Below are 22,830 nucleotides of genomic sequence, written 5' to 3' on the forward strand. Positions count from 1 at the left end.
GACGAGAACCGCCCCGGGGGCTCCGGGCTTCCGTACCTCCGGACCGCTACTGGCTCTTGATCGAGTCCAGGATGTCCAGCCTGGCCGCCCGGTGGGCCGGCCAGAGCGCGGCCAGCAGACCGATCACGGCGGCCGCGAGCAGGAAGCCGACGATCTGCACCGGCGGGACGACGGTGGTGATGTCCTTGAGGCTGTCCGCCAGCGTGCGCACGCCCGCCCAGGCGACCAGGATGCCGAGGCCGACACCCACCAGCCCGCCGAACAGCGCGATCAGCAGCGACTCCAGCCGGACCATCCGGCGGATGCCGAGCCGGTCCAGGCCGATCGCCCGCAGCATGCCGATCTCCCGGCGGCGCTCGAACACCGACATCGCCATGGTGTTGACCACGCCGAGCACCGCGATGACCACGGACATGCCGAGCAGGCCGTACATCATGTTCAGGATTCCGGTGATCATCTGGCGGTTCTCCGCCTTGATCTCCTTCGCGCCCTTGACCGCGATCAGCGGGTTGCCGCCGGTCGCGTCGCGCAGCGCCTGCTTCAGCTCCTCGGTCGCGCCGTTCGTGCCCTTGACCAGGACCTTCTCCAGGCCGGTGCCGGGCGCGAGGTGCGGGCCGACCACGGCCTCCGGGACGATGACCGAGGCCAGCGCGGTGTTGGCCTCCAGGATGCCGCCGACGGTCAGCGAGCCCTTGGCGCCGTCCGGGTAGGTGACGGCGAGGGTGTCGCCGACCTTGTAGCCGGCGTGCTCGGCGCGGCCCGAACTGACCAGCAGCCTGCCCTGCTTGAGGGCGTCCGCGGAGCCCTCCTTGACCTTGACGGTGGCCAGCTGGTCGATGGTCGCGGCGTCCACCGCGGTCATCCACTCGCTGTCCTCGCCGTTCTGCCCGGTCTTGACGGTGACGCTGCGCTCGGTGCTGATCACGCCGACGCCGGGCGCCTTGGCGATCTGGGCGGCGACCTCGGGGGAGAGCTTCGAGAAGTTCTGCATCGCGACCGTGTAGTCGGCCTTGAGGTCGGTCTCGGCGGCCTTGTCCACCGCCTGGTTCACCGAGGCGCCGATCACGGTCAGCGAGGTGATCAGGGTGACGCCGATGGTCAGCGCCGAGGCCGTGGCGGCGGTGCGGCGCGGGTTGCGGATCGCGTTCTCCTGGGCCAGCTTGCCCGGTGCGCCGTACACGGCGCGCAGCAGCGGGGCGAACAGCGCGATCAGCGGCCGGGACAGCAGCGGGGTCAGCACGAACACGCCGATCAGCAGCGCGCCGGCGCCGAGGCCGACCAGCTTGACCTCCTTGCCGGCCACACCTCCGGCCAGCGTGGCGAGGCCGGCCAGCGAGAACAGCAGGCCGATGGCGTTGCGGATCCGCAGGCCCTTCTGGGTGGCGGGCTGCTCGGCCGAGCTCATCGCCGCCACCGGGGCGATCCGGGAGGCCCGGCGGGCCGGCAGCCAGGCGGCCAGCACCGTCACCAGCACGCCGACCGCGAGCGCGGCGACCACCGTGGTCGGGGCGATGATCAGCGGGCCGTCCGGCAGGTTCGCGTCCATCGGGCCGTTGAGCAGCGACTTGAGTCCGGCGGCGATGCCGATGCCCGCCAGCAGACCGGTCACCGCGGCGGTCAGGCCGACCAGCACGGCCTCGATCAGCACCGAGCGGGTGATCTGGCGGCGGGTGGCGCCGACGGCGCGCAGCAGCGCCAGCTCCTTGGTGCGCTGGGCGACCAGCATGGTGAAGGTGTTGGCGATGATGAAGATCCCGACGAACAGCGCGATGCCCGCGAAGCCCATCAGGACGGTGGTCAGGACGGTGGTGCCCTTCCTGATCATCTCGTCCTGCTCGGCGGCGAGTTCACGGCCGGTCTTCGCCTCGATGAAGTCGCCCTGCGGGACGGCCTGCTTGACGGCGGTGAGCAGCGCGGCGTCGTCGGTGCCCGGCTTGGACCTGACGTCCAGCTCGGCGTAGCGGCCCGGGGTCAGGTAGAGCCGCTGGGCGGTGGCGGTGTCGAAGGCGGCCAGCGAGCCGCCGGCCACCACGCGCGGGTCGTTGGTGGTCAGGGTGCCGGTGAGCTTGAGCTTCATCACCGGGCCGTTGACCGCGACCCGGACGGTGTCGCCGACCTTGTAGCCGCCCTTCTCGGCGGTCTTGCGGTCCAGCGCGATCTCGGTGGCGTCCTTCGGGCCGCGGCCCTCGACCAGCGGGTAGCGCGGGTCGGTGCCGTCGGCACCCGGCACGTAGTTGGTGCCGGTGGTGGAGAAGCCGTTGCCGATCAGCGCGCCCTTGGCGTCGGCGATGCCGGCGAAGCCGCCGACCACGCCGCGGACCTCGGCGACGCCGGGCACCGCGGCGACCCTGGCACGGGTCTCCTCGGTGAGGGTCGGGCCGGCGATCTGCTCGCTGTGGTCGTCGCCGAGGTTGCGGGCCTCGCGGTCGGCGACCGTGACGGCGACGTCGGTGTAGCTCTTGGAGTTCTGGGTCCTCAGCGCGTTGCCGAAGGTGTCGGAGAAGACCAGCGTGCCGGACACGAAGGCGGTGCCGAGCATGACGGCCAGTACCGTCATCAGCAGCCGGCCCTTGTGGGCGAGCACATTGCGCAGTGCGGTGCGGAACATGGGGAGGCGTCAGTCCTGGGGGTACTCGGGGACGGGTGGCGTTTCGGGGGCCAGGGCTGGGGGCCTCAGCTGGTGCGGCCCTTGGCGTCGAAGCGGCGCATGCGGTCCAGGACGGTGTCGGCGGTGGGGTGGTGGAGTTCGTCGACGATGCGGCCGTCGGCGAGGAAGACGACGCGGTCGGCGTAGGAGGCGGCGACCGGGTCGTGGGTGACCATGACGACGGTCTGGCCGAGTTCGCGCACGGAGTTGCGCAGGAAGGAGAGGATCTCGGCGCCGGAGCGGGAGTCGAGGTTCCCGGTGGGCTCGTCGGCGAAGATGATGTCGGGCTTGCCGGCCAGGGCGCGGGCGCAGGCGACGCGCTGCTGCTGGCCGCCGGAGAGCTGGGAGGGGCGGTGGCTGAGGCGGCCGGAGAGGCCGACGGTGTCGACGACGCGGTCGAGCCAGGCCTTGTCGACCTTGCGGCCGGCGATGTCCATCGGGAGGGTGATGTTCTCCAGGGCGGTCAGGGTGGGGAGCAGGTTGAAGGCCTGGAAGATGAAGCCGATGTGGTCGCGGCGCAGCTGGGTGAGCTGCTTGTCCTTGAGGCCGACGAGCTCGGTGTCGCCGATGGTGGAGGAGCCGGACGTGACGGTGTCCAGGCCGGCCATGCAGTGCATGAGGGTGGACTTGCCGGAGCCGGACGGGCCCATGATGGCGGTGAACTCGCCCTGGGGGAAGGTGACGCTGACGTTGTCGAGGGCGACGACGCGGGTCTCCCCCTCCCCGTAGACCTTGTTCAGGCTGGTGGCTCGGGCGGCCGCCCGCCCGGTGTGGACGGCGGTTGCGGGGAACGTCACGTGGACTCCTCGAACGGATTAACGGAATGTTTAACTCCGTAACATCATCCCAAGCTGTTCGAACGCGATGTGTATGCCGCGCGGACGGTCGGCCCCCGCCCACCCGGCGGGGTGGCGGGGGCGATCTCCTCCTCAGGTATGACGCCGGCCCCTGAGGGATCTGGTTCCGGCCGGCTACTCGACCGCCACGCCGAAGGCCGCAGCCAGCCCGGCCAGACCGTTCGTCACCGCCCGCCCGGACGGGCTGAACTCCCAGCCGCCGGCGCCCCGGCGGAACGCCCCGAGCAGCATCGCGGTGTCCGGCACCCCGCCGGTCGGTCCCGCCCAGGCGTCCGGACCGCCCGCGTCCGGCCCGTACGCGGCGGCGAGGGCCAGGCCGTGCACGTAGCCGAGCGGCAGCGCCGGGTGCTCCTCCTCCTCGGTGGACACGGCGACCACCACCTCGTCGACGGCGGCCGGCAGCCGGTGCAGGTCCAGCGCCAGCCGGGCCGCCCGGGTCGGCTCGCCCGGCACCGAGCGGGTCGGATGCAGCCGGACGGAACCGTCCGGGTCCTGCGGGCTGTTGAAGAACACGAAGTGCTCGTCGCTCAGCACCCGGCCGCCCGCGCACAGGAAGGCGGTGACGTCCAGCTCCACCGCGTCCCCGCCGGCCGTCCGGCTCTGCCAGCTCACCGTGAGGGCGGTCTCACCAGCCCCCTCGGGACCGCCGTTCGCGGCCGTGGTGGCGGCGGCAGCGGCGGCCCCGGCCTCCCCGGACCCGCCGCCGAGCCGGCCGCGCAGACCCTGCTCGGCGAGCAGGACGACCAGCTCCGGACCGCTCACCAGCGTCAGCGGCTTGCCCTCGATGTAGCTGTACGAGCCGCGGCCGAAGCCCGCGGTGGTGACCAGGATGCCCTTGTTCGCGCCGTGGTGGCGGACGGTGGACTCCAGGTCGCGCACCGCCGTCGGCGGGACGGTCTTCTTGTAGCGCTTCGCCTGGATCACGATCTTGCCGCCGGTCACCGGGTCCAGGTCCTCCGCCACCACGTCCACCCCGACGTCGCCGCTGCGGGCCGTGGTCATCACCCGGAAGCCGCGCAGCCGGAACAGCTCGGCGATCAGGTCCTCGAACTCCAGCGGGTCCATCTCGAACAGGTCCGGCTCGTCCTCGCCGCCGTGCCCGGCCAGGCTCCCGCCGACGCTCTCCGGCCGCCGGTCCGGGCGCACCTCGTCCAGCCGCTCCGGGCGCGCCGACAGCCGGCCGCCCAGGCCCTGGAAGCACTCCAGCGGATCCACCCGGTCCAGTGCCAGTCCGGCGAAGCCGGCCCGGGTCGCGGTCAGGGTGGACAGGAAGCGCTCGGCCTCCCGGCCGGTCGCCGGGTCGATGCCGAGGACGAAGCCGTTCAGCACCACCGAGTCCAGCAGCCCGTCCCGGTCCGCCCGGAACAGCTCCGCCGCCACCCGCAGCGCCGACTGCGCCAGCACCTGCCGGTACAGCGCCTTGCGCTCCGTCGCCGGGCGGGCCACCTCGGCCTCGCGGTCGTCCGACTTCACGTACCGCACCCGGGCGGCGGCCGGCACCACGTCCGGCCCGGGCAGCTCCCAGTCCACCACCAGCTGGCGGCTCCCGGCGTCGAACGCCGCCACCAGCCGGTGCGGGAAGCCCTCCGGCCAGGCCGCCGAGGCGTACAGGCCCGCGGTGAAGTACTCCTGCACCGCCTCCGGCTCACCCGCCCGCAGCCGGCGCAGCAACTCCTCGGTCCGCGCGGCCAGCTCCTCCTGCTGCCGGCGGGACTGCTCGGCCCAGGCCAGGTACTCCTGGTGGTACCCGGCCAGCCGCTGCTGCCGGTCCGCCTCCCGGGCCTGGGCGGCGTACCAGTCCTGCTCGAACCGGGCCCGGGCCTGGGCCAGGTACTGCTCGTACTGCTGCCGCACCCCCGGGTTGCGGGCCTGGACCGGGTCCGGCGGCGGCACGAAGTACCGGGCCGAGGACTGGTCCGGCATCGGCACCGGCTCGCCCAGCGGACCCGGATCGAACGGCGGCACCGCCGGCGCCGCCAGCAGGGCCTGCGGGCCGAAGGCCGGCGCGGCCAGCCCGGCGGCCAGCAGGCCCCTCAACTCCTCCACCCGGGCGTCCAGTTCGGCCGTCCGCCGGGCCACCTCCGCCTCCCGCGACTGCTGGTGGGCGCGCAGCGCCTCGCGCTCGTCGCGGGCCGCCGCCTTCTGCGTCTCGCGCTGCTCCCGCTCCCGGCGGCGCAGTTCCGCCGCCTCGGCGCGCCACCGGGCCTCCTCCCGGCGCTGCTGCTGTCGCTGCGCCTCCGCCCAGATCGCCAGCACCCCGCTGCTCCGCCGCCCCGACACCGTCCGTCCACCCCATTCGCCTCGCGCCGACCGGCCGCCGCGGCACCGCCTCCCGGCTGCGCCGCCGACCGCGCCCGCAACAATAGAACGTGAACACCCCGCCGGGCCAAGCGCCGGTGACCTGCGGGGCTTTCGGGCGGGGCGACGGCGCCGGAGGGCGTGGCGGCCGAGGCGGTGGAAAACCGACGCGGGCCCGCCCGGCGGTGTGTCGCCGGACAGGCCCGCGGTCTCCCGCGCCGTGCTGTCGCAGGGTCAGGAGGAGACGGCGTCGGCCTTCTGGATGGTCGCCCCGAGGTCGCACCAGGTGGTCGAGGTGCCGCCGGACTCGGCGCGGTTGCCGTAGTGGGTGTAGTTGCCGTAGCCCGGCTTGTAACAGACGATCCGGCCGGTGAAGGCCGAGCCGACGCAGCGGATCGAGGCGCCCGCGTGGCCGCCGCTGCCGGTGAAGTAGGACGGCGCGTTGCAGCTCAACGCGGTCGTGGTGGCCGAGGCCGGGCCGGCGGCCAGGAGCAGGCCCGAGGCGGCGAGGGCGAGAGCGCCGGTGGTGGCGGCGGCACGCTGGAGAATGCGCATGGCTGTTCCCTTCCCGAGGGGGATCGTTCGTGAGGGATTCACTGCCGAGGACGCTAGCCGTGCATTTTGACGGGGTCACGTCGACCCGAGGGCCCGTCGAGCGGGGTTCGAGCGGAGGTCCGGCCGCCGCCCGCCCACCAGGGCCCGGAGGCTCCGCCGGAGCGGCCGGCCCGTCGGTGGCACCGGGTAGTCTCGACGGCTACCGACGGCAAGGAGAGACGTGACGATCCCCCCGCAGCACCCGGAGCCCCGGGGGCGCCCCGCCGGCTGGATCTCCACCGGTCTGAGCTGGCAGGACGGCCGCGCCCTGCTCGGGGCCGTGTGCGGCACCCGGGTGCACGAGCGCGAGGTGGCGCCGGGGGCGGAGGTCGGCTGGCTGCTGGGCGGCCCGCGCCGCTGCGTCGGGGCCTGGCTGGCGGGGGCGACGGAGCGCACGCCCTGCCCGCACCACGCGGTGATCGATCCGGCCGGCGGGGCGACCCAGTGCCCGGCGTGCCAGAGCGTGGACCGCGGCCTCGCCCTCGCCCGGGACCAGATCCTCGACGACGGCCGCACCTACCTGCTCTACCTCGCCTGGTTCGGCGAGGGCCTGCTCAAGGTCGGCCTCACCGCCGAGCAGCGCGGCGACAGCCGGCTGCTCGAACAGGGCGCGCTGGCCTACGCGTTCACCGCCCGCGGCGCCCTGCCGGCGGTCCGGCGCGCCGAACTCACCGTCGCCGCCTCGGGCCTGGCCCGCGAGCGGTACAAGTCCCGGCTCAAGACCGAGCACTGGTGGTCGCACGGCGACGCCCCGTACCGCCGTACGGTGCTCGCCGAGGCCCGCGCGCAGGCGCACCGGCTGCTGGACGGCCATGCCGTGGAGCTGCTCGCCGACCGCCCGGTGGTCGACCACGTCGAGCGCTACGGCCTGGCCGGCGGCGCCCCGGCGGCGTACCGGGAGATCGTCGGGCTGGCCGACGGCGCGGTCGTCGCGGGCCGGCTCCGGCCGCCGGTGGGCCGGCACCTCTTCCTCGACCAGGCGGACGGCTCCGGCCCGCTGCTGCTGGACACCCGGCTGCTCACCGGCTGGACGCTCGGCCCGGTCACAGGCCGCGGTTCCACGGGCCTGACCCTGCGCGAGCGACTGCGTCCGCCGGAGCCGGACACCCAGGAGGCGCTGTTCTGAGAGCGTTCGCGGAACCGCCCCGACCAGCATGGTTGCGTAATAAAACCGCAAGGGCCTGGCCTCGGCCTTGCGGTTTTAATTTGCTACCACTTTGGAGCGGGTCCAAACCATGATCGCTGCCCACGAGACCTTCGACGGCACCTTCCCGTACCGACCGCACTTCAGCACGGCTCCCGGCTTCCCCCTGCACTACGTGGACGAGGGCGCCGGCCCCGTCGTGCTCTGCCTGCACGGCGAACCCACCTGGGGCTACCTCTTCCGGGACCTGATCCGCCGCCTGGCCCCGACCCACCGGGTGATCGCCCCCGACCACATGGGGTTCGGCAAGAGCGCCACCCCGGCCGGGCGCGGCTACCGGCTGCAGGACCACGTCGACAACCTGGAGGCGCTGGTCCTGGACCTCGGCCTGCGCCAACTCACCCTGGTCCTCCACGACTTCGGCGGACCGGTCGGCATGGGCCTGGCCGCCCGCCGCCCCGATCTGATCGCCCGGGTGGTGAGCGTCAACGGACCCACGCCCTTCGGCCAGCCCGGCCTCGGCGCGGCGCTCGCCGCCAACGCGGCCGAGTCCCCGTGGTTCGGCTGGATCGCCCGGGCGCACGCCGACGGCAGCCTGGCCGCCGTCCTCGGTGAACTCGGCCACACGATCCTCAGCATCCTGAAGCTCAACGGCTTCCAGAACAACGCCCTGATCACGGACACCTGGCTGGCCGCCTACGGAGCGGCCTTCCCCTCCCGCGCGGAGGCCGCGGGCGCGATCGGCTGGGCGGAGGGCTTCGCGACCGGGGCGCACACCTTCGAGACTCCGGGCGGCGAGGCCCGCGCGGCGCTCGCCGCCCTGCCCGCGCTCGCCCTGTGGGGCACGGCCGACCGGACCCTCGCCGCCCGGCACTTCCTGCCGCTGTTCGCCGAGGCGTTCCCCCGCGGCCGGATCGTCGAACTGCCCGGCGTCGGCCACTACAGCCCCGAGGACGCCCCGGACGCCGTCGGCGACCTGGTGCAGCGCTTCCTCGCGGAGACGGAGACGGAGACGAAGCCGGAGACGGAGACGAAGGCGAGGGGTGCGGCGTAGACCGGCGCCCGCGAGCGGGCGCCGGTCGGTCGGTCAGCCGCTGATCAGGGCCAGGAGCTGGTTCGCGAGTCCCAGCGCCGGGGCGGCCGCCTCGCCGACGCTCTGGGCCAGGCCGGCCAGCAGCAGCAGGGTGTTGCGCCGGCGGCCCGGTTCCTCCGCGGCGGGGCTGGTCAGCACCGGCAGGGCCTCGGCGAGGCTCTGCCGGTCCGCCTCGTGGAGCCGGCCGTCCCGGGCCAGCTCGGTGACCACGGCGGCGAGCCGGGCGAACAGCGCGGCGACCTCCGGCGGCAGGGCCTGGTCGGCGGCCGGGCCGTTGTTGTGCTGGATGCCGACGTTGTTGCTGCCGCCGTGGATGGTGACCCGGTCGCCGTACTGGACGTTCGGACGCTCGTTGTCGTTCACTTGCTGACTCCCGTGTTTCCCTGGCCGCCGTAGATGTTGACGCTGTCGCCGAACTGGTACTGCCGCAGGTCCACGCTGATGGTCTGGACGACCTGCTGGAACTCGGCCTGCGGGTTCTCGATCGCGCGGGTGATGACGGCCTGCAGCTCGAACGCCGGCTCCGCGGTGAGCCAGGCCAGCACCGCGGTCGGCGGGCCGGCCGTGTCCACGGCCAGCACGTACAGGTCGGGCCGGCGCAGCACCGGCCAGGTGAAGATCAGGAAGTAGACCGCCACGAGGATCACCGCGACGAGGACCAGCGTGCCGGACCCGGATTCCGAGGACGAGCCGTCGGCGGCCTGCGCGATCACGAACACGGGCAGGAAGACGACCAGGGCGAAGGCGAGCAGCCGCAGGAGCGCGCGGCGCCGGCCGGGCACGATCAGGGAGGTGCCGACCCGGGCCACGTTGGCCAGCGGGTACGCGGCCTGCCCGATCCAGAGGATGCGGTTGGTGACCGCGACGCGGGTGGTGGTCGGGGCGCCGCTGGGACCGCTCGCGAAGGCCGGCGGCGGGGCGGTGGGCGGTGGCGGCCCGAACGGGGCCGGTGTCGGCGGCCCGCCGGGCGGAGGCGGCGGAACGAACGGGAAGGAGCCGGTCTGGCCGGCTCGGGGCGAATCGGCAGGATCGGTCGGCTGCATGGCCATGTCCCCCAAGGCTGTCGTGCAGGGGAGGACAATGTGCCAGCACGCTCCGGGTCTGCACAAGTTCATTGTCGTGCCCGGTAACTGACATATCGTCGGTTCGTATGCCCCGGCGGGCGCCGTGAGCCCCTGGCCCCGCCGGTCGCGGGCCGTCAGCTCAGCTTGCCGCGCAGCACGCCCGGGCCGGAGCGGGCCCGGCGGGACAGCGGCGGGCGGGACGGGCGGACGTCGGCGCGGGCCGGCTGCTCGGCCGCCTCCGCGGCCCGCCCGGCCAGCGCGGCCCGGGCGGCGGCCAAGGCGACCCGGGCGAGCAGCGGGTCCTCCCGGACACCGGCGGCGTGCTTGGCGCTCTGGCAGGCGGTGCACCAGACCGGCGAGGCCGGCCCGTCCGGGTACACCATCTCCTCGGGCGGCAGGTAGTGCCCACCGCACTCGACGCACTCGAAGACGAACCTCATCCGACGATCACCGTCCCGGATCCGTGGCACCGACCGCAGGGCGACCAGAACGTGTGGACGCTGGGCACCATGCTTCCTTCCTCGTCCAGTTCGACCGTTGCCTCGGTCTTCTGGGTCCCCCCGGACCCGCCGCAACCGGAACAGGACTGAACCTCGGGCATATGCCGTCCTTCCGTGGCGGAGCACCACCGTAGCGCGATTCTCCGTCAGGAAGCACCGCCCGCCGGGATCCGCCACCCGTACGGGTAGCGCGAACCCCCGCCGCACGCCCCGCCGTAGCAAGTGTCGGCCCCCGCCTGAGCACCAGAGCGGGGGCCGACCGCAGGAGGGGAGTCGTCAGCCGCGGGCGGCCCGCAGGAACTCCCGGTTCATCGCCGCGATGCTGGGCAGCGGGATGCCCTTGGGACAGGCGGTGGCGCACTCGCCGGTGTTGGTGCAGCCGCCGAAGCCCTCGGCGTCCATGGCCGAGACCATGTTCCGCACCCGGGCGGCCCGTTCCGGCGCGCCCTGCGGCAGCACGTTGAGGTGCACCACCTTGGCGGAGGTGAAGAGCATCGCCGAGCCGTTCGGGCAGGCCGCCACACAGGCGCCGCAGCCGATGCACTCGGCGTGCTCGAAGGCGGTGTCGGCGACCTCCTTGGGGACGGGTGTGGCGTGCGCCTCGGGGGCGCTGCCGGTGGGGGCGGTGATGTAGCCGCCGGAGCCGATGATCCGGTCGAAGGCCGAGCGGTCCACCACCAGGTCCTTGACCACCGGGAAGGCCGCCGCCCGCCAGGGCTCGACGTCGATGGTGTCGCCGTCCTGGAAGTGCCGCATGTGCAGCTGGCAGGTGGTGGTGCGCTCGGGGCCGTGCGCCCGGCCGTTGATGACCATGCCGCAGGCGCCGCAGATGCCCTCGCGGCAGTCGTGGTCGAAGGCGACCGGCTGGTCGCCGCGGGTGATCAGTTCTTCGTTGAGGGTGTCCAGCATCTCCAGGAAGGACATGTCCGGGCTGATCCCGCTGACCTGGTAGGTGGTCATCGAGCCGGGTGCGGCCGGGCCGGCCTGGCGCCAGATGCGCAGGGTGAGGTTCACGCGTAGCTCCGCTGGGTGGGGTGGACGTGCTCGAAGTCGAGTTCCTCGCGGTGGAGGACGGGTGCCGCGCCGGTGGCGGTGAACTCCCAGGCGGCGGCGTAGGAGAAGTCCTCGTCGCGGCGGGCGGCCTCGCCGTCGGGGGTCTGGCTCTCGGTGCGGAAGTGGCCGCCGCAGGATTCGGCGCGGTGCAGTGCGTCCAGGCACATCAGTTCGGCCAGTTCGAAGTAGTCGACGAGCCGGTTGGCCTTCTCCAGCGACTGGTTGAGCTCCTGCCCGGTGCCGGGCACCTTGATCCGGCGCCAGAACTCCTCGCGCAGTTGCGGGATCCGCTCCAGCGCCCGCCGCAGTCCGGCCTCGTCGCGGGCCATCCCGCACTCGTTCCAGAGCAGTTCGCCGAGTTCGCGGTGGAAGGAGTCCGGGGTGCGGTCGCCGTCCACCGCGAGGATCAGGTTGAGCCGGTCCTCGACCTCGGCCTCCACCTCGGCGAGCACCGGGTGGTCGGCGGGTACGGTCGGCAGCGGGTTGCGGGCCAGGTAGTCGTTGATGGTCGGCGGCAGCACGAAGTAGCCGTCGGCCAGGCCCTGCATCAGGGCGCTGGCGCCGAGCCGGTTGGCGCCGTGGTCGGAGAAGTTGGCCTCCCCGATCGCGAACAGGCCGGGGACGGTGGTCTGCAGGTCGTAGTCGACCCAGAGCCCGCCCATCGTGTAGTGGATCGCCGGGTAGATCCGCATCGGCACCCGGTACGGGTCCTCGGCGGTGATCCGCTCGTACATCTCGAAGAGGTTGCCGTACCTGGCCTCGACGGCGTCCCGGCCCATCCGGCGGATCGCGTCGGCGAAGTCCAGGTAGACGCCCTGGCCGCCGGGGCCGACGCCGCGGCCCTCGTCGCAGACGTTCTTGGCGGCCCGGGAGGCGATGTCGCGGGGCACCAGGTTGCCGAACGACGGGTAGATCCGCTCCAGGTAGTAGTCCCGCTCCTCCTCGGGGATCTCGGCCGGCGGCCGGGTGTCGCCCTGTGCCTTGGGCACCCAGATCCGGCCGTCGTTGCGCAGCGACTCGCTCATCAGGGTGAGCTTGGACTGGTGGTCGCCGGAGCGCGGGATGCAGGTCGGGTGGATCTGGGTGAAGCACGGGTTGGCGAAGTACGCGCCGCGCCGGTGCGCCCGCCAGATCGCGGTGGTGTTGGAGTTCTTGGCGTTGGTGGAGAGGTAGAACACGTTGCCGTAGCCGCCGCTGGCGAGCACCACGGCGTCCGCGGTGTAGCTGCGGATCTCGCCGGTGACGAGGTCGCGGGCGACGATGCCGCGGGCCCGGCCGTCGACCACCAGCAGGTCGAGCATCTCGGTGCGCGGGTGCAGTTCCACGTTCCCGGCGGCGATCTGCCGGGAGAGCGCCTGGTAGGCGCCGAGCAGCAGCTGCTGGCCGGTCTGGCCGCGGGCGTAGAAGGTCCGGGAGACCTGCACGCCGCCGAAGGACCGGGTGTCGAGCAGGCCGCCGTACTCGCGGGCGAAGGGCACGCCCTGGGCCACGCACTGGTCGATGATCTCCACCGACACCTGGGCCAGCCGGTGCACGTTGGACTCGCGGGCGCGGAAGTCGCCGCCCTTGACGGTGTCGTAGAACAGCCGGCGGATCGAGTCGCCGTCGTTGCGGTAGTTCTTGGCCGCGTTGATGCCGCCCTGGGCGGCGATCGAGTGGGCGCGCCTGGGGGAGTCCTGGAAGCAGAACTGGACGACGTGGTAGCCCTGTTCGGCCAGGGTGGCGCCGGCCGCGCCGCCGGCCAGGCCGGTGCCGACCACGATCACGGTGTGCTTGCGCCGGTTGGCCGGGTTGACCAGCTTGGCGTCGAACCGCCGCTGGTCCCAGCGCTGTTCGATCGGGCCGGCGGGGGCCCTGGTGTCGGCGACCGGCTCGCCGAGGGTGTACTCCAGGTAGCTCATGTCAGCACTGCTCACTTCACCACTGCTCACTTCACGACTGCTCACTTCACGACTCCGGTCATCACGGCCACGGGGACGGACAGGAACCCGGCCGTCAGCACCAGGGCCAGGCCGTTCGCGATCAGCTTGAGCGCCCGGTCGCGGCGGGCGTTGTTGGCGCCGAGGGTCTGCGCGGCGCTCCAGAACCCGTGCCGGATGTGCAGGCCGACGGCCAGCATCGCGACGACGTAGAACACGTCGACGTACCAGCGGCCGAAGGAGGCCACGATGTTCTGGTACGGGTGGCCGTGCTCGGCGGCCGGGTTCACGGTCAGCGTGGTGAGGTCCAGGACGTGCCAGACGATGAACAGCGCCAGGATCACCCCGCCCCAGCGCATGGTCCTCGTCGCGTAGCTCGCCCGGCGGCGCTTGTGCACGTACCGGCTCGGGCGGGCCGCGAGGTCACGGCGGCTGAGCTGGTACGCGGAGACGCCGTGCAGCACCACGGCGGCCAGCAGGCCGGCCCGGGCGATCCACAGGAACCACTCGTGGCCCAGGAAGGGCTGTCCGATGGTGCGCAGCCAGGCCGCGTAGCCGTTGATGTCGTCCGGGCCGAAGAACACCTTGAGGTTCCCCAGCATGTGTGCGACCAGGTACAGCAGCATGGCCAGTCCGGTGACGGCCATGACCGCCTTCTTGCCGACGGTCGACCGCCACAGGGTCGCCAGGGTGGACGGGTGCCGGGCCGTCCGAGTCGCGGTTGTCATGGCTGCAACGGTAGGGACGGCGGGTCGGGTGCGTCCAAGACATGATGCGGCTCGTGACGATAGGCACCGACTATCGATGCGGCCTATCCTGGCCCCGTGCAGCTCCAGCAACTCCGCTACTTCCTGGCCGTCGCCGAGACCCGGCACTTCACCCGGGCCGCCGAGGCGGCGCACGTCGCCCAGCCGTCGCTCTCGCAGCAGATCCGTTCGCTGGAGCGGGAGTTGGGCGCCGAACTGTTCCACCGCACCCGGGGCAACATCGCGCTGACCGACGCCGGGGACGCCCTGCTGCCGCTGGCCCGGCGCATCCTCGCGGACACCGAGAGCGCCCGGCTGGCCGTGCAGGAGACGGTCCAGCTGCGCCGCGGCCGGGTCCGGCTGGGCGCGCCGCCCAGCCTGTGCACCAGCCTGGTGCCGGACGTGCTGCGGGTCTTCCGGGACCGCTACCCGGGGGTGACGCTGGTGGTCCGGGAGGGCGGCTCGCGCGATCTGGTCGGCTGGCTGGCGGCGGGGGAGCTGGACCTCGCGCTGATCATCACCCGGCCGGGCGGGGAGCAGGAGCCCGCGCTGGCGGTCACCGAACTGCTGCACGAGGAACTGGTGCTGGTCGCCGCCGAGGGGCGGGCCCGGCGCAAGGTCCGGGTGACGGAGCTGAAGGACCGGCCGCTGGTGATGTTCCGGGAGGGCTACGACGTCCGGGAGGCGACCCTGGCGGCCTGCCGGGCGGCCGGGTTCGAGCCGCGGTTCGCGGTGGAGGGCGGCGAGATGGACGCGGTGCTGGGCTTCGTCCGGGCCGGGCTCGGGCCCGCCGTCGTCCCCGGCATGGTGGCCGCCCGCTCCGGCCTCGCGGTGACCGGGTTCGCCGGGCCCGGCCTCGGCCGCACCATCGCCGTCGCGCACGGCCACGAGGTGCCGCCCACCCGCGCGGCGGAGGCCCTGCGGGAGACCCTGCTGGCGCACCTGCGCGACGCCGCACGCGACGGCGAACTGCCTCCGGGCACCCGGCTGTTGCTGCCGTGAGCCCCGTCGAGAGCCGGCGGGGCGCTCCCGTCAGCGGATCCGGCGGGCGACGGGCCCGCTACGCGGCGGGCGGGGTTCCGCCCGAGCGCAGCGTGAGCAGGGTGATCTCGCTCGGGGCGAAGACCCGGAAGGGCGGGCCCCAGAAGCCGGTGCCGCGGCTGGTGTAGAGCTGGGTCCGCTCCCCGTGCCGGCTCAGGCCGTGCACCACCGGCTGATCGATGCGGACGAGGAAGTTGAACGGCCAGATCTGGCCGCCGTGGGTGTGCCCGGAGACCTGCAGGTCGATGCCGGCGGCAGCGGCCTGCGGGACGTACTTGGGCTGGTGGGCGACGAGCAGCACCGGCAGGGCCGGGTCCGCCCCCGCCAGTGCGCCGAGCAGGTTCGCACGGTGTCCGGCCAGGCCGGAGGACTCCGCGGTCACGTCGTCCACGCCGGCGAGCACGAGGGCGTCCCCGCCGCGCTCCACCACCACGTGGCGGTTGTGCAGCGGCTCCCAGCCCAGGTCCGCCATCCGGTCCAGCCAGCCCTGGGCCTCGCTGCCGTACTCGTGGTTCCCCGTGACGTAGACCCTGGCCAGCCGCGACCGGATCGTCCCGAGCGGCGCGGACTGCTCCCGGCGCTGGGCGGGGGTGCCGTCGGCGATGTCGCCGGCGTGGACCACGACGTCCGCGTCGAGCGCGTTGACCGCCTCGGTGACCCGCGCCGACCAGGCAGCCCGGTCGATCGGCCCGTAGTGGGTGTCGGCCAGCACCACGACCCGGGTCCCGTCCAGGCCGGCGCCGAGCCGCGGGACGTGCACGTCCACCCGCTTCACCCGGGGCACCCGCATCGCCTCGTGGTGCCCCCAGCCCAGCAGCCCGGCCGAGACCAGGGCGACGGCCACGGCCACCGCCCTGGCCCGGTCGGTGCCGCCGACGTCGAGCCCGACGAGCACCAGGTTCACCGCGCCGCCCAGCACCGACCAGGTGAACAGCACCCAGATCATCCCGAGGCTGGTGTCCGCGACGCGGGCGGCCCGGTCGCTGCGCCGCCGCCCGTGGCCCGCGACCATCAGGAAGGGGAAGGAGACCAGCCAGCCGGCGAGGACGACCGTGCCGGCCAGGAAGACCGGGAACGGCCAGTCGGCGCCGGAGGCGAACAGCGTCCACCAGGGCGGGAGGCACAGGAGGACGAGGACGAGCACGAGGACCGTCAGCCGCCGGACCAGGGAACGCCGGCGCCGCGCACCCCCGCCCGGGGGCTCCGTGCCCGCCGCGGGCCGGGGAGCGGCCACGACGGTCTCCGGGCCCTCGCGGTCCGCCGACCGGTGTCCCGACTCCAACTCCATGGATTCGCCTGCTGTCACCGCGTTGCCCTCACATCCGCTGCCGTGCCCTCGCTCCCCATCATCCGGCAGACCGTTGCCGCCGGGCCCGCCAGGGGCCGCCCTCGTCATCCGGTCCGTGCGCCACGAGGCCGCGACGGCGCCGGGACGGGGCAGTGACGAGGCCCCGGCCCGGGGCCGGAGCATCGTCACCGCGGACGCCGTCGCGGCGCCGGTCCGTGAACTCGGGCCTGAGCCCGGGGCTCAGCCGCCGCCGTAGGTGGACTGGGTGACCGCGAAGACGTTGCGTCCGCCCGCGGTCTCCTGCAGCGACCACAGCAGGTCGGGCTCGGTGGCGTCCTCCCAGTACGAGAGGCTCTCGCCGCCGCCCACCCAGGCGAAGGTCGAGGGGCCGGCGGTCGGGGTCCAGTAGTAGAGCTTCTTCTGCCCCGAGGAGTTGAACCACCAGCGGCCGTTGTGGGAGGCCACGCCGTTGAGGTTGTACCAGGGCAGCTGGAGGGCCTGGCCGGCGGTCGTCGTCGCCGCGAACGTCGTCGCCCCGGAGTCGAAGGGGAAGCGGACGGCCCTCGGCGGGCGGTTGGGGTAGTCGACGCAGTTCGCCTGGCAGGTGTACTCCGTCATCACCATCGACTTGCTGACCCGGTCGAGGGAGATCGACGACCACACCAGTTTGGGTCCGGTGGCGGCCTGCGCGGTGACCGTGCCGATCTGGGGCAGCACGTACGCGTAGTTGTGGGCGTAGTAGACGGAGCCGGACTGGCGGCCGATCTGGTCGGCGGTGCCGCCGGTGTCGGTGTTGAGGATCTTGCGCATGTCGAAGACGCGCATGCCGCGGCCGGTGTCGGCGACGTAGAGGTAGTCGCCGTACCAGGAGACGCCGCCGGCGTGGATCGGGATGTCCTTGAAGTCCGGCGCGGCCGCGGTTCCGGTCGGCTCCACCAGGAGGATCTTGCGGTACTTGTTGGGGTAGGTGGCGTCCCAGTCGGCCAGGGTGATCCGGCTGCGCTGCTGGGCGCCGTCGCAGCCGTCCTTGGTGTACCAGCTCACCAGCACGAGCTGGTGGCCGTCGTAGTTGCCGCTGTTCGCCGTCCCCACGGCGTCCCGGCTCGTGGTGATGCCCTGGGGGAAGCTCTGGCAGTCGGAGTTGTCGCCGTCGTCGAACCGGAAGCCGGTGGACAGGCCGGCCACGGAGAAGGACGCGGGGAGCGGCTGCCGGTCGTGGTTCGCGTTCTCCATCACCGTGTGCACGGCGGAGGTCCCCAGCGTCGTGGCGAGCGCCGAGTTGAGGGTGTCGTACTGGTGGTAGTCCGAGGTGAGGGTGTAGTCGGACGCGGTCAGGGCCGTCGGCGCCGCAGCGGCCGCCGCCGGCGAGGCGCCGGCGATCGTGCCGGTGACGAGCAGTCCGGCCGCGAGCAGCGCTCGTGCCGCTGTTCTGACTTGACGGAACATCAAGGTGAGCCCTCCGTGTGAAATGGATCAACGGGGTCACACACGGTAGGGCGCGTTGAGCATGTCCGCAACACCCCGAGGAGGGCCGGCGCGGACCCCGGAACAGCCGCCGGTGCGGGCCGGAGCCGACACGGCGCCCGGCCCTTCGGCCCGGCCGCCGGCGCCCTCTCCCCGGGTGCGCGCACGGCGAAGGCCCGGGGCTGCTCGGGTTCTAACGGGCCCCGGGCCTTCGTGGTGCGCGCGGTCAGGCCGGCAGTGCGGCCTCGATCGCGGTGATCAGCTCCGGCGCCTCCGGGTCGACCGGGGGGCGCAGGCGCGCGACGACGGTGCCGTCCGGGGAGATCAGGAACTTCTCGAAGTTCCAGGAGACGTCCCCGGCCTCGCCGGACGCGTCGGCGACCCCGGTGAGCTTGGCGTACAGCGGGTGGCGGTCCTCGCCGTTGACGTCGATCTTCTCGAACAGCGGGAAGGTCACGCCGTAGGTGGTGGAGCAGAAGGTGCGGATCTCCTCGGCGCTGCCCGGCTCCTGCCCGGCGAACTGGTTGCAGGGGAAGCCCAGCACGGTGAACCCGCGCCCGGCGTACCGCTGCTGGAGCCGCTCCAGGCCCTCGTACTGCGGGGTCAGGCCGCACCGGGAGGCGACGTTGACGATGAGCAGCGCCTTGCCCTTGTGGTCGGCCAGCGAGGTGGCCGCGCCGTCGAGGGTGCGCAGCGGGATGTCGTACAGGCTCACGGGAGTGGTCCTTTCGGGGAGTCGTCGGGCCGGGCCTCTTCCGGGGCCACGGTAGCGGCCGTGACCTGATCAACCGCGGTCGGCGTGCCGGTGTTCCGGGTGCGGGGGCGCGTGGGGGCGCACGGAGCGGCTCGTCCGCCCCCGCACGACCGGTGCGCGCGAGCGGCCGCGGCGCGTTCGGAGCGGGTCGGCCGCGGGTCGAGCGCGCGTTCAGAGCGCCAGCGGCCTGACGGCCGTCGGGGCGTGCTCCGGGAGGGTGGCCGTCTCCTCGAACTCGTTGACCTTGTCGATGTCGGCGGCGGCCATCGAGATGTTGGTGACCCGCTCCAGGATCGCCTCGACCACCACCGGGACGCGGAACTCCGCGGCCAGCTTCTTGGCCTCCTCGAACGCGGGCAGCAGGCCCTGCGGCTCGGTGACCCGGATCGCCTTGCAGCCCAGGCCCTCGACGACCTTGACGTGGTCGACGCCGTAGCCGCCCAGCTCCGGGGAGTTGACGTTCTCGAACTCCAGGTTGACCTGGTAGTCGATGTCGAAGTTGCGCTGCGCCTGGCGGATCAGGCCCAGGTAGGAGTTGTTCACCAGCACGTGGACGTACGGGATGCGGTGCTGGGCGCCGACCGCCAGCTCCTCGATCATGAACTGGAAGTCGTAGTCGCCGGAGAGCGCGACGACCTGGCCCCCGGGGTCGGCGGTGGCGACGCCCAGCGCGGCCGGGACGGTCCAGCCGAGCGGGCCGGCCTGGCCGCAGTTGATCCAGTGCCGCGGCCGGTAGACGTGCAGCAGCTGCGCGCCGGCGATCTGGGACAGGCCGATGGTGGTGACGTAGCGGGTCTCCGGGCCGAAGGCCCTGTTCATCTCCTCGTACACGCGCTGCGGCTTGAGCGGCACGTCGTCGAAGTGGGTGCGGCGCTGGAGCAGGGCCTTGCGCTCCTGGGTGGAGGCGGCCCAGGCGCCGCGGTCCTTGAGGGTGCCGGCGGCCCGCAGCTCGCGCGCCACCTCGACGAACAGTTCCAGCGCGGCCTTGGCGTCGGAGGCGATGCCGAGGTCCGGGGCGAAGATCCGGCCGAGCTGGGTGGGCTCGATGTCGACGTGGACGAAGGTGCGGCCCGCGGTGTAGACGTCCAGGCCGCCGGTGTGGCGGTTGGCCCAGCGGTTGCCGATGCCGAGGACGAAGTCGGAGGCGAGGAAGTTCTCGTTGCCGTAGCGGTGCGAGGTCTGCAGGCCGACCATGCCGGCGTTCAGCCGGTGGTCGTCCGGGACGATGCCCCAGCCCATCAGGGTCGGGACCACCGGGACGCCGGTGAGCTCGGCGAACTCCAGCAGCAGCTCACAGGCGTCGGCGTTGATGACGCCGCCGCCGGCGACGATCAGCGGGCGCTCGGACCGCTGGAGCAGCGCGACGGCCTTCTCGATCTGGGTGCGGTTGGCGGCCGGCTTGTAGACCGGCAGCGGCTGGTAGGCCTCCGGGTCGAAGTCGATCTCGGTGAGCTGGACGTCGATCGGCAGGTCGATCAGGACCGGGCCGGGGCGGCCGGAGCGCATCAGGTGGAAGGCCTGCTGGAACACGCCGGGGACCTGCGCGGCCTCCAGCACGGTGGTGGCGGCCTTGGTGACCGGCCGCGCGATGGAGGCGATGTCGACGGCCTGGAAGTCCTCCTTGTGCAGCCGGGCGACGGGCGCCTGGCCGGTGATGCAGAGGATCGGGACGGAGTCGGCGATCGCCGAGTACAGGCCGGTGATCATGTCGGTGCCCGCCGGTCCGGAGGTGCCGATGCAGACCCCGATGTTGCCGGCCTCGGCGCGGGTGTAGCCCTCGGCCATGTGGGAGGCGCCCTCGACGTGCCGGGCCAGCGTGTGCCCGATCCCGCCGGAGGCCTTGAGCGCGGCGTAGAACGGGTTGATGGCTGCGCCCGGCACGCCGAACGCGACCTCGACGCCTTCGAGCTTGAGGATCTCCACGGCCGCGCGGGCGGCTGTCATACGAGGCATCGGATCTCTCCTGCTTCGGCCCGCAGTGGCTCGGAGGGCTCATCTCTCGAATTCCACCATACGGAAGAACGGTTTCTGTATGTGGAAACACGGTAGGGCGGGGTCCGTCGGGGCGTCAAGAGGAGTTCAACAGAATGTGGAAGCCCCGGACGGGGCCGGCGGCGGGTCGTCGGCGGTGCGGCGGCGGTGCGGCGGCGGGGCGGGAAACGGGCCGGGAGCAGGGCCGCGCGGCGCGGCCGGACCGGCGGGGATTCGCACGCCCGAACGGCAGTCGCGCTGGTGTGCCCGGGGAAGCGGACGCTCCGCGCCGGGAAGCGCAGCCGGTGTGCAGTGGCCGTGAAGGGACGGTGCCGGTCGTTGGCCCGCCCCGCCGCGCTGGGTACCGTCGGTGGCACGCCGGGCCCGTGATGTCCAACTGAGGCCGCGGCAGGGGGGTTTGGGAGCGCCGCGGAGCGGGGGAACTCCGCCGGTGGCCCCGTCCAGGACCAGCGTGCCCGGTCCGCCGCACCCGAGCGAGGGACGCACCCCCCTGGCCGCACCGACCCGACACCCGCCGCCGCGCTCTGGTCCGCCCGGACCCGCGGCCGTACCGCTGTCGCCGCCCCCGGAGCGGTCCCTTCCCCCTTCTTCCTCGTGCTCCCCGCCCTTGCAACGGCGCGCCCGCTGCGGCGGGCGCGCGGAAGGAACGTCCCCATGCGCTGCTGCACCCATGCCCGGTCCCTGGTGGTGACCGGGTGAACCCGCCGCCCCACCGGAGCGACAGCCCGCCGGGCCGCCTCCGCAAGCACGGCCCGCCGGGCCGGCCCCGCACCCCGGTCGCCGTCCTGCGCGCAATCCCCTGGCGCCATGACCTGCCGGCCTCGCTGGTGGTGTTCCTGGTCGCCCTCCCGCTCTGCGTCGGCGTCGCCGTCGCCTCCGGCGTCCCGGCCGAACTCGGGCTGGTCACCGGGATCGTCGGCGGCCTGGTCGCCGGCCTGCTGCCCGGCAGCAGCCTCCAGGTCAGCGGTCCCGCCGCCGGGCTGACCGTCCTGGTCGCCGACGCCGTCCACCGCTTCGGCGTCGGCGCGCTCGGCCTGCTGGTGCTCGCCACCGGCCTGCTCCAGCTGGCGATGGGCGCCCTGCGGCTCGGCCGCTGGTTCCGGGCGATGTCCGCCTCGGTGGTGCACGGCATGCTGGCCGGCATCGGACTGACCCTGGTGTTCGGCCAGCTCTACGCGCTCGCCGACCGCCGCGCCCCCGCCACCGGGCCGGAGAAGATCGCCGGCCTGCCCGCCCTGCTGGGAGACGTGCTGACCGCGGCGGCCAGCCCGAGCGCGGTCGCCCTCGGCCTCGGCACCCTGCTGGTCCTGGTCGGCTGGAAGTACCTGCCGGAGCGCGCCGCCCGGGCCGTCCCCGCCCCGCTGGCCGCCGTCGGACTGGCCGCCGCCGTCACCGCGGTCGCCGACCTGCCGGTGGCCAGGATCCGGGTGGCCGGACTGTTCGACGTGGTGCACCTGCCCGACCGCGAGTCGCTGACCGCCCTGGCCGGTACCGCCGGGCTCGGCACGGTCGTCGCCTTCACCCTGATCGCCTCCGCCGAGACGCTGTTCAGCGCCGCCGCCGTCGACCGGATGCACCACGGCCCGCGCACCCACTACGACCGCGAACTCACCGCCCAGGGCGTCGGCAACACCGTCTGCGGCCTGCTCGGCGCGCTGCCGATGACCGCCGTGATCGTGCGCAGCGCCACCAACGTCCAGGCCGGCGCGCGCACCAAGGCCTCGCGGGTGCTGCACGGTGGCTGGCTGCTGCTGTTCACCGCGCTGCTGCCCGGCGTGCTCGGGCTGGTGCCGCTCACCGCGCTGGCCGCCGTCCTGGTGCACGCCGGCGCCAAGCTGGTGCCGCTGCGCCGGATCGTCGCGCTCTGCCGCGGGCACCTGGGCGAGGCGCTGGTGCTGGTGGTGACGGCGGCCGCGATCATCGTCACCGACCTGTTCGAGGGGGTGCTGATCGGCGTCGGCCTGGCGGTGGCCAAGTCCGCCTGGCAGACCTCGCACCTGCAGATCGCGGTGGAGGAGCAGCCGCAGCCGACCGGGGAGGCGCTGCACCGGGTGCGGCTGAGCGGCAACGCCACCTTCCTGCGGCTGCCCCGGCTGCTGGACACCCTGGAGCGGCTGCCGGCGGACCGGCCGGTGGAGCTGGACTGGTCCGGGCTGCGCCACCTGGACCACGCCTGCACGGTGGCGCTGGTCTCCTGGGCCGCCCAGCACCGGGCCCGCTCCACCGCGCCGCTGGCGGTCGACCCGCCGCTGCCGAGCGTCGCCTGAGGTCGGACACTCCCTAGCCTGGTCGCTGGTCCGGGTCGGCCCGGGGAAAAGGAGGGGAGGGGGCACGACAAAGAGGAGAAAGAAGCGGATGCCGAACTTTTATGTAGCA

18 protein-coding genes are annotated in these 22,830 nt (G+C 73.4%); 4 read left to right on the top strand and 14 right to left on the bottom strand.

Annotated features, from left to right (window positions below; all coding sequences use genetic code 11):
* Positions 1-46 precede the first annotated feature (46 nt).
* The 4 genes from ACFVGO_RS31755 to ACFVGO_RS31770 form a co-directional block, all read right to left on the bottom strand.
* Positions 47-2,608 (bottom strand): ABC transporter permease, encoded by a 2,562-nt coding sequence (locus tag ACFVGO_RS31755; protein ID WP_380635493.1) that lies wholly within the window; start codon positions 2,606-2,608, stop codon positions 47-49.
* 65 nt (positions 2,609-2,673) lie between these two features.
* On the bottom strand, positions 2,674-3,444 hold the full coding sequence (locus ACFVGO_RS31760; RefSeq protein ID WP_380635495.1) for an ABC transporter ATP-binding protein: 771 nt from the start codon (positions 3,442-3,444) through the stop codon (positions 2,674-2,676).
* A gap of 174 nt (positions 3,445-3,618) precedes the next feature.
* Complete coding sequence (locus tag ACFVGO_RS31765) at positions 3,619-5,760, bottom strand: restriction endonuclease (protein ID WP_359913835.1); 2,142 nt, start codon at positions 5,758-5,760, stop codon at positions 3,619-3,621.
* A 276-nt stretch (positions 5,761-6,036) separates the two neighbouring features.
* Entirely contained in the window at positions 6,037-6,357 is a 321-nt protein-coding gene (locus tag ACFVGO_RS31770; protein ID WP_359913833.1) for a hypothetical protein, read from the bottom strand.
* 220 nt (positions 6,358-6,577) lie between these two features.
* Here ACFVGO_RS31770 and ACFVGO_RS31775 point away from each other — a divergent pair, with 220 nt between their 5' ends.
* Positions 6,578-7,522 (top strand): DUF2797 domain-containing protein, encoded by a 945-nt coding sequence (locus ACFVGO_RS31775; RefSeq protein WP_380635499.1) that lies wholly within the window; start codon positions 6,578-6,580, stop codon positions 7,520-7,522.
* A 109-nt stretch (positions 7,523-7,631) separates the two neighbouring features.
* Positions 7,632-8,594, top strand: coding sequence for an alpha/beta fold hydrolase (locus ACFVGO_RS31780; protein ID WP_380635501.1), 963 nt, complete (start codon positions 7,632-7,634; stop codon positions 8,592-8,594).
* Positions 8,595-8,627: 33 nt separating this feature from the next.
* On the opposite strand, the gene ACFVGO_RS31785 is transcribed toward ACFVGO_RS31780, so the two are convergent.
* From ACFVGO_RS31785 to ACFVGO_RS31810, 6 genes are all read right to left on the bottom strand, one after another.
* Complete coding sequence (locus tag ACFVGO_RS31785) at positions 8,628-8,996, bottom strand: hypothetical protein (RefSeq protein ID WP_359913826.1); 369 nt, start codon at positions 8,994-8,996, stop codon at positions 8,628-8,630.
* A complete protein-coding gene (locus tag ACFVGO_RS31790) occupies positions 8,993-9,682 on the bottom strand; it encodes a DUF6232 family protein (RefSeq protein ID WP_380635503.1) in 690 nt (229 codons plus the stop codon). The genes ACFVGO_RS31785 and ACFVGO_RS31790 overlap by 4 nt, the downstream gene beginning before the upstream one ends.
* A gap of 149 nt (positions 9,683-9,831) precedes the next feature.
* Positions 9,832-10,137 (bottom strand): hypothetical protein, encoded by a 306-nt coding sequence (locus tag ACFVGO_RS31795; RefSeq protein ID WP_359913821.1) that lies wholly within the window; start codon positions 10,135-10,137, stop codon positions 9,832-9,834.
* A gap of 336 nt (positions 10,138-10,473) precedes the next feature.
* Entirely contained in the window at positions 10,474-11,211 is a 738-nt protein-coding gene (locus tag ACFVGO_RS31800) for a succinate dehydrogenase/fumarate reductase iron-sulfur subunit (protein ID WP_380635506.1), read from the bottom strand.
* Positions 11,208-13,151 (bottom strand): fumarate reductase/succinate dehydrogenase flavoprotein subunit, encoded by a 1,944-nt coding sequence (locus tag ACFVGO_RS31805; protein ID WP_380635556.1) that lies wholly within the window; start codon positions 13,149-13,151, stop codon positions 11,208-11,210. Before ACFVGO_RS31805 ends, ACFVGO_RS31800 begins: the two co-directional genes overlap by 4 nt.
* 41 nt (positions 13,152-13,192) lie before the next feature.
* On the bottom strand, positions 13,193-13,897 hold the full coding sequence (locus tag ACFVGO_RS31810; protein WP_380354559.1) for a succinate dehydrogenase cytochrome b subunit: 705 nt from the start codon (positions 13,895-13,897) through the stop codon (positions 13,193-13,195).
* Positions 13,898-13,993: 96 nt separating this feature from the next.
* On the opposite strand from ACFVGO_RS31810, the gene ACFVGO_RS31815 reads away from it, so the two are divergent.
* Entirely contained in the window at positions 13,994-14,917 is a 924-nt protein-coding gene (locus ACFVGO_RS31815) for a LysR substrate-binding domain-containing protein (RefSeq protein ID WP_359913813.1), read from the top strand.
* A gap of 58 nt (positions 14,918-14,975) precedes the next feature.
* On the opposite strand, the gene ACFVGO_RS31820 is transcribed toward ACFVGO_RS31815, so the two are convergent.
* The 4 genes from ACFVGO_RS31820 to gcl form a co-directional block, all read right to left on the bottom strand.
* Positions 14,976-16,244: a metallophosphoesterase gene (locus tag ACFVGO_RS31820; RefSeq protein WP_380354556.1), complete on the bottom strand. Its 1,269-nt coding sequence runs from the start codon at positions 16,242-16,244 to the stop codon at positions 14,976-14,978.
* Between the two features lie 240 nt (positions 16,245-16,484).
* The gene (locus ACFVGO_RS31825) at positions 16,485-17,690 is read right to left on the bottom strand and encodes a hypothetical protein (protein ID WP_380354582.1); all 1,206 of its coding nucleotides are present in this window, start codon (positions 17,688-17,690) and stop codon (positions 16,485-16,487) included.
* A gap of 244 nt (positions 17,691-17,934) precedes the next feature.
* A complete protein-coding gene (locus tag ACFVGO_RS31830; RefSeq protein ID WP_359913807.1) occupies positions 17,935-18,423 on the bottom strand; it encodes a glutathione peroxidase in 489 nt (162 codons plus the stop codon).
* A 210-nt stretch (positions 18,424-18,633) separates the two neighbouring features.
* Positions 18,634-20,415 (bottom strand): glyoxylate carboligase, encoded by a 1,782-nt coding sequence (gene gcl, locus ACFVGO_RS31835; protein ID WP_359913804.1) that lies wholly within the window; start codon positions 20,413-20,415, stop codon positions 18,634-18,636.
* A gap of 824 nt (positions 20,416-21,239) precedes the next feature.
* Here gcl and ACFVGO_RS31840 point away from each other — a divergent pair.
* On the top strand, positions 21,240-22,721 hold the full coding sequence (locus ACFVGO_RS31840) for a SulP family inorganic anion transporter (RefSeq protein WP_380635559.1): 1,482 nt from the start codon (positions 21,240-21,242) through the stop codon (positions 22,719-22,721).
* Positions 22,722-22,830: the final 109 nt, after the last annotated feature.

Source organism: Kitasatospora sp. NPDC057738, assembly GCF_042798815.1.
Classification (GTDB): domain Bacteria; phylum Actinomycetota; class Actinomycetes; order Streptomycetales; family Streptomycetaceae; genus Kitasatospora; species Kitasatospora lactacystinica.

What these genes read in the sequence shown, in the direction of transcription:
- ACFVGO_RS31810 (WP_380354559.1), bottom strand. Translation starts at nt 13,897, where the DNA reads ATGACAACCGCGACTCGGACGGCCCGGCACCCGTCCACCCTGGCGACC.
- ACFVGO_RS31755 (WP_380635493.1), bottom strand. Translation starts at nt 2,608, where the DNA reads ATGTTCCGCACCGCACTGCGCAATGTGCTCGCCCACAAGGGCCGGCTG.
- ACFVGO_RS31795 (WP_359913821.1), bottom strand. Translation starts at nt 10,137, where the DNA reads ATGAGGTTCGTCTTCGAGTGCGTCGAGTGCGGTGGGCACTACCTGCCG.
- ACFVGO_RS31770 (WP_359913833.1), bottom strand. Translation starts at nt 6,357, where the DNA reads ATGCGCATTCTCCAGCGTGCCGCCGCCACCACCGGCGCTCTCGCCCTC.
- ACFVGO_RS31780 (WP_380635501.1), top strand. Translation starts at nt 7,632, where the DNA reads ATGATCGCTGCCCACGAGACCTTCGACGGCACCTTCCCGTACCGACCG.
- ACFVGO_RS31805 (WP_380635556.1), bottom strand. Translation starts at nt 13,151, where the DNA reads ATGAGCTACCTGGAGTACACCCTCGGCGAGCCGGTCGCCGACACCAGG.
- gcl (WP_359913804.1), bottom strand. Translation starts at nt 20,415, where the DNA reads ATGCCTCGTATGACAGCCGCCCGCGCGGCCGTGGAGATCCTCAAGCTC.
- ACFVGO_RS31790 (WP_380635503.1), bottom strand. Translation starts at nt 9,682, where the DNA reads ATGGCCATGCAGCCGACCGATCCTGCCGATTCGCCCCGAGCCGGCCAG.
- ACFVGO_RS31825 (WP_380354582.1), bottom strand. Translation starts at nt 17,690, where the DNA reads ATGTTCCGTCAAGTCAGAACAGCGGCACGAGCGCTGCTCGCGGCCGGA.
- ACFVGO_RS31820 (WP_380354556.1), bottom strand. Translation starts at nt 16,244, where the DNA reads ATGGAGTTGGAGTCGGGACACCGGTCGGCGGACCGCGAGGGCCCGGAG.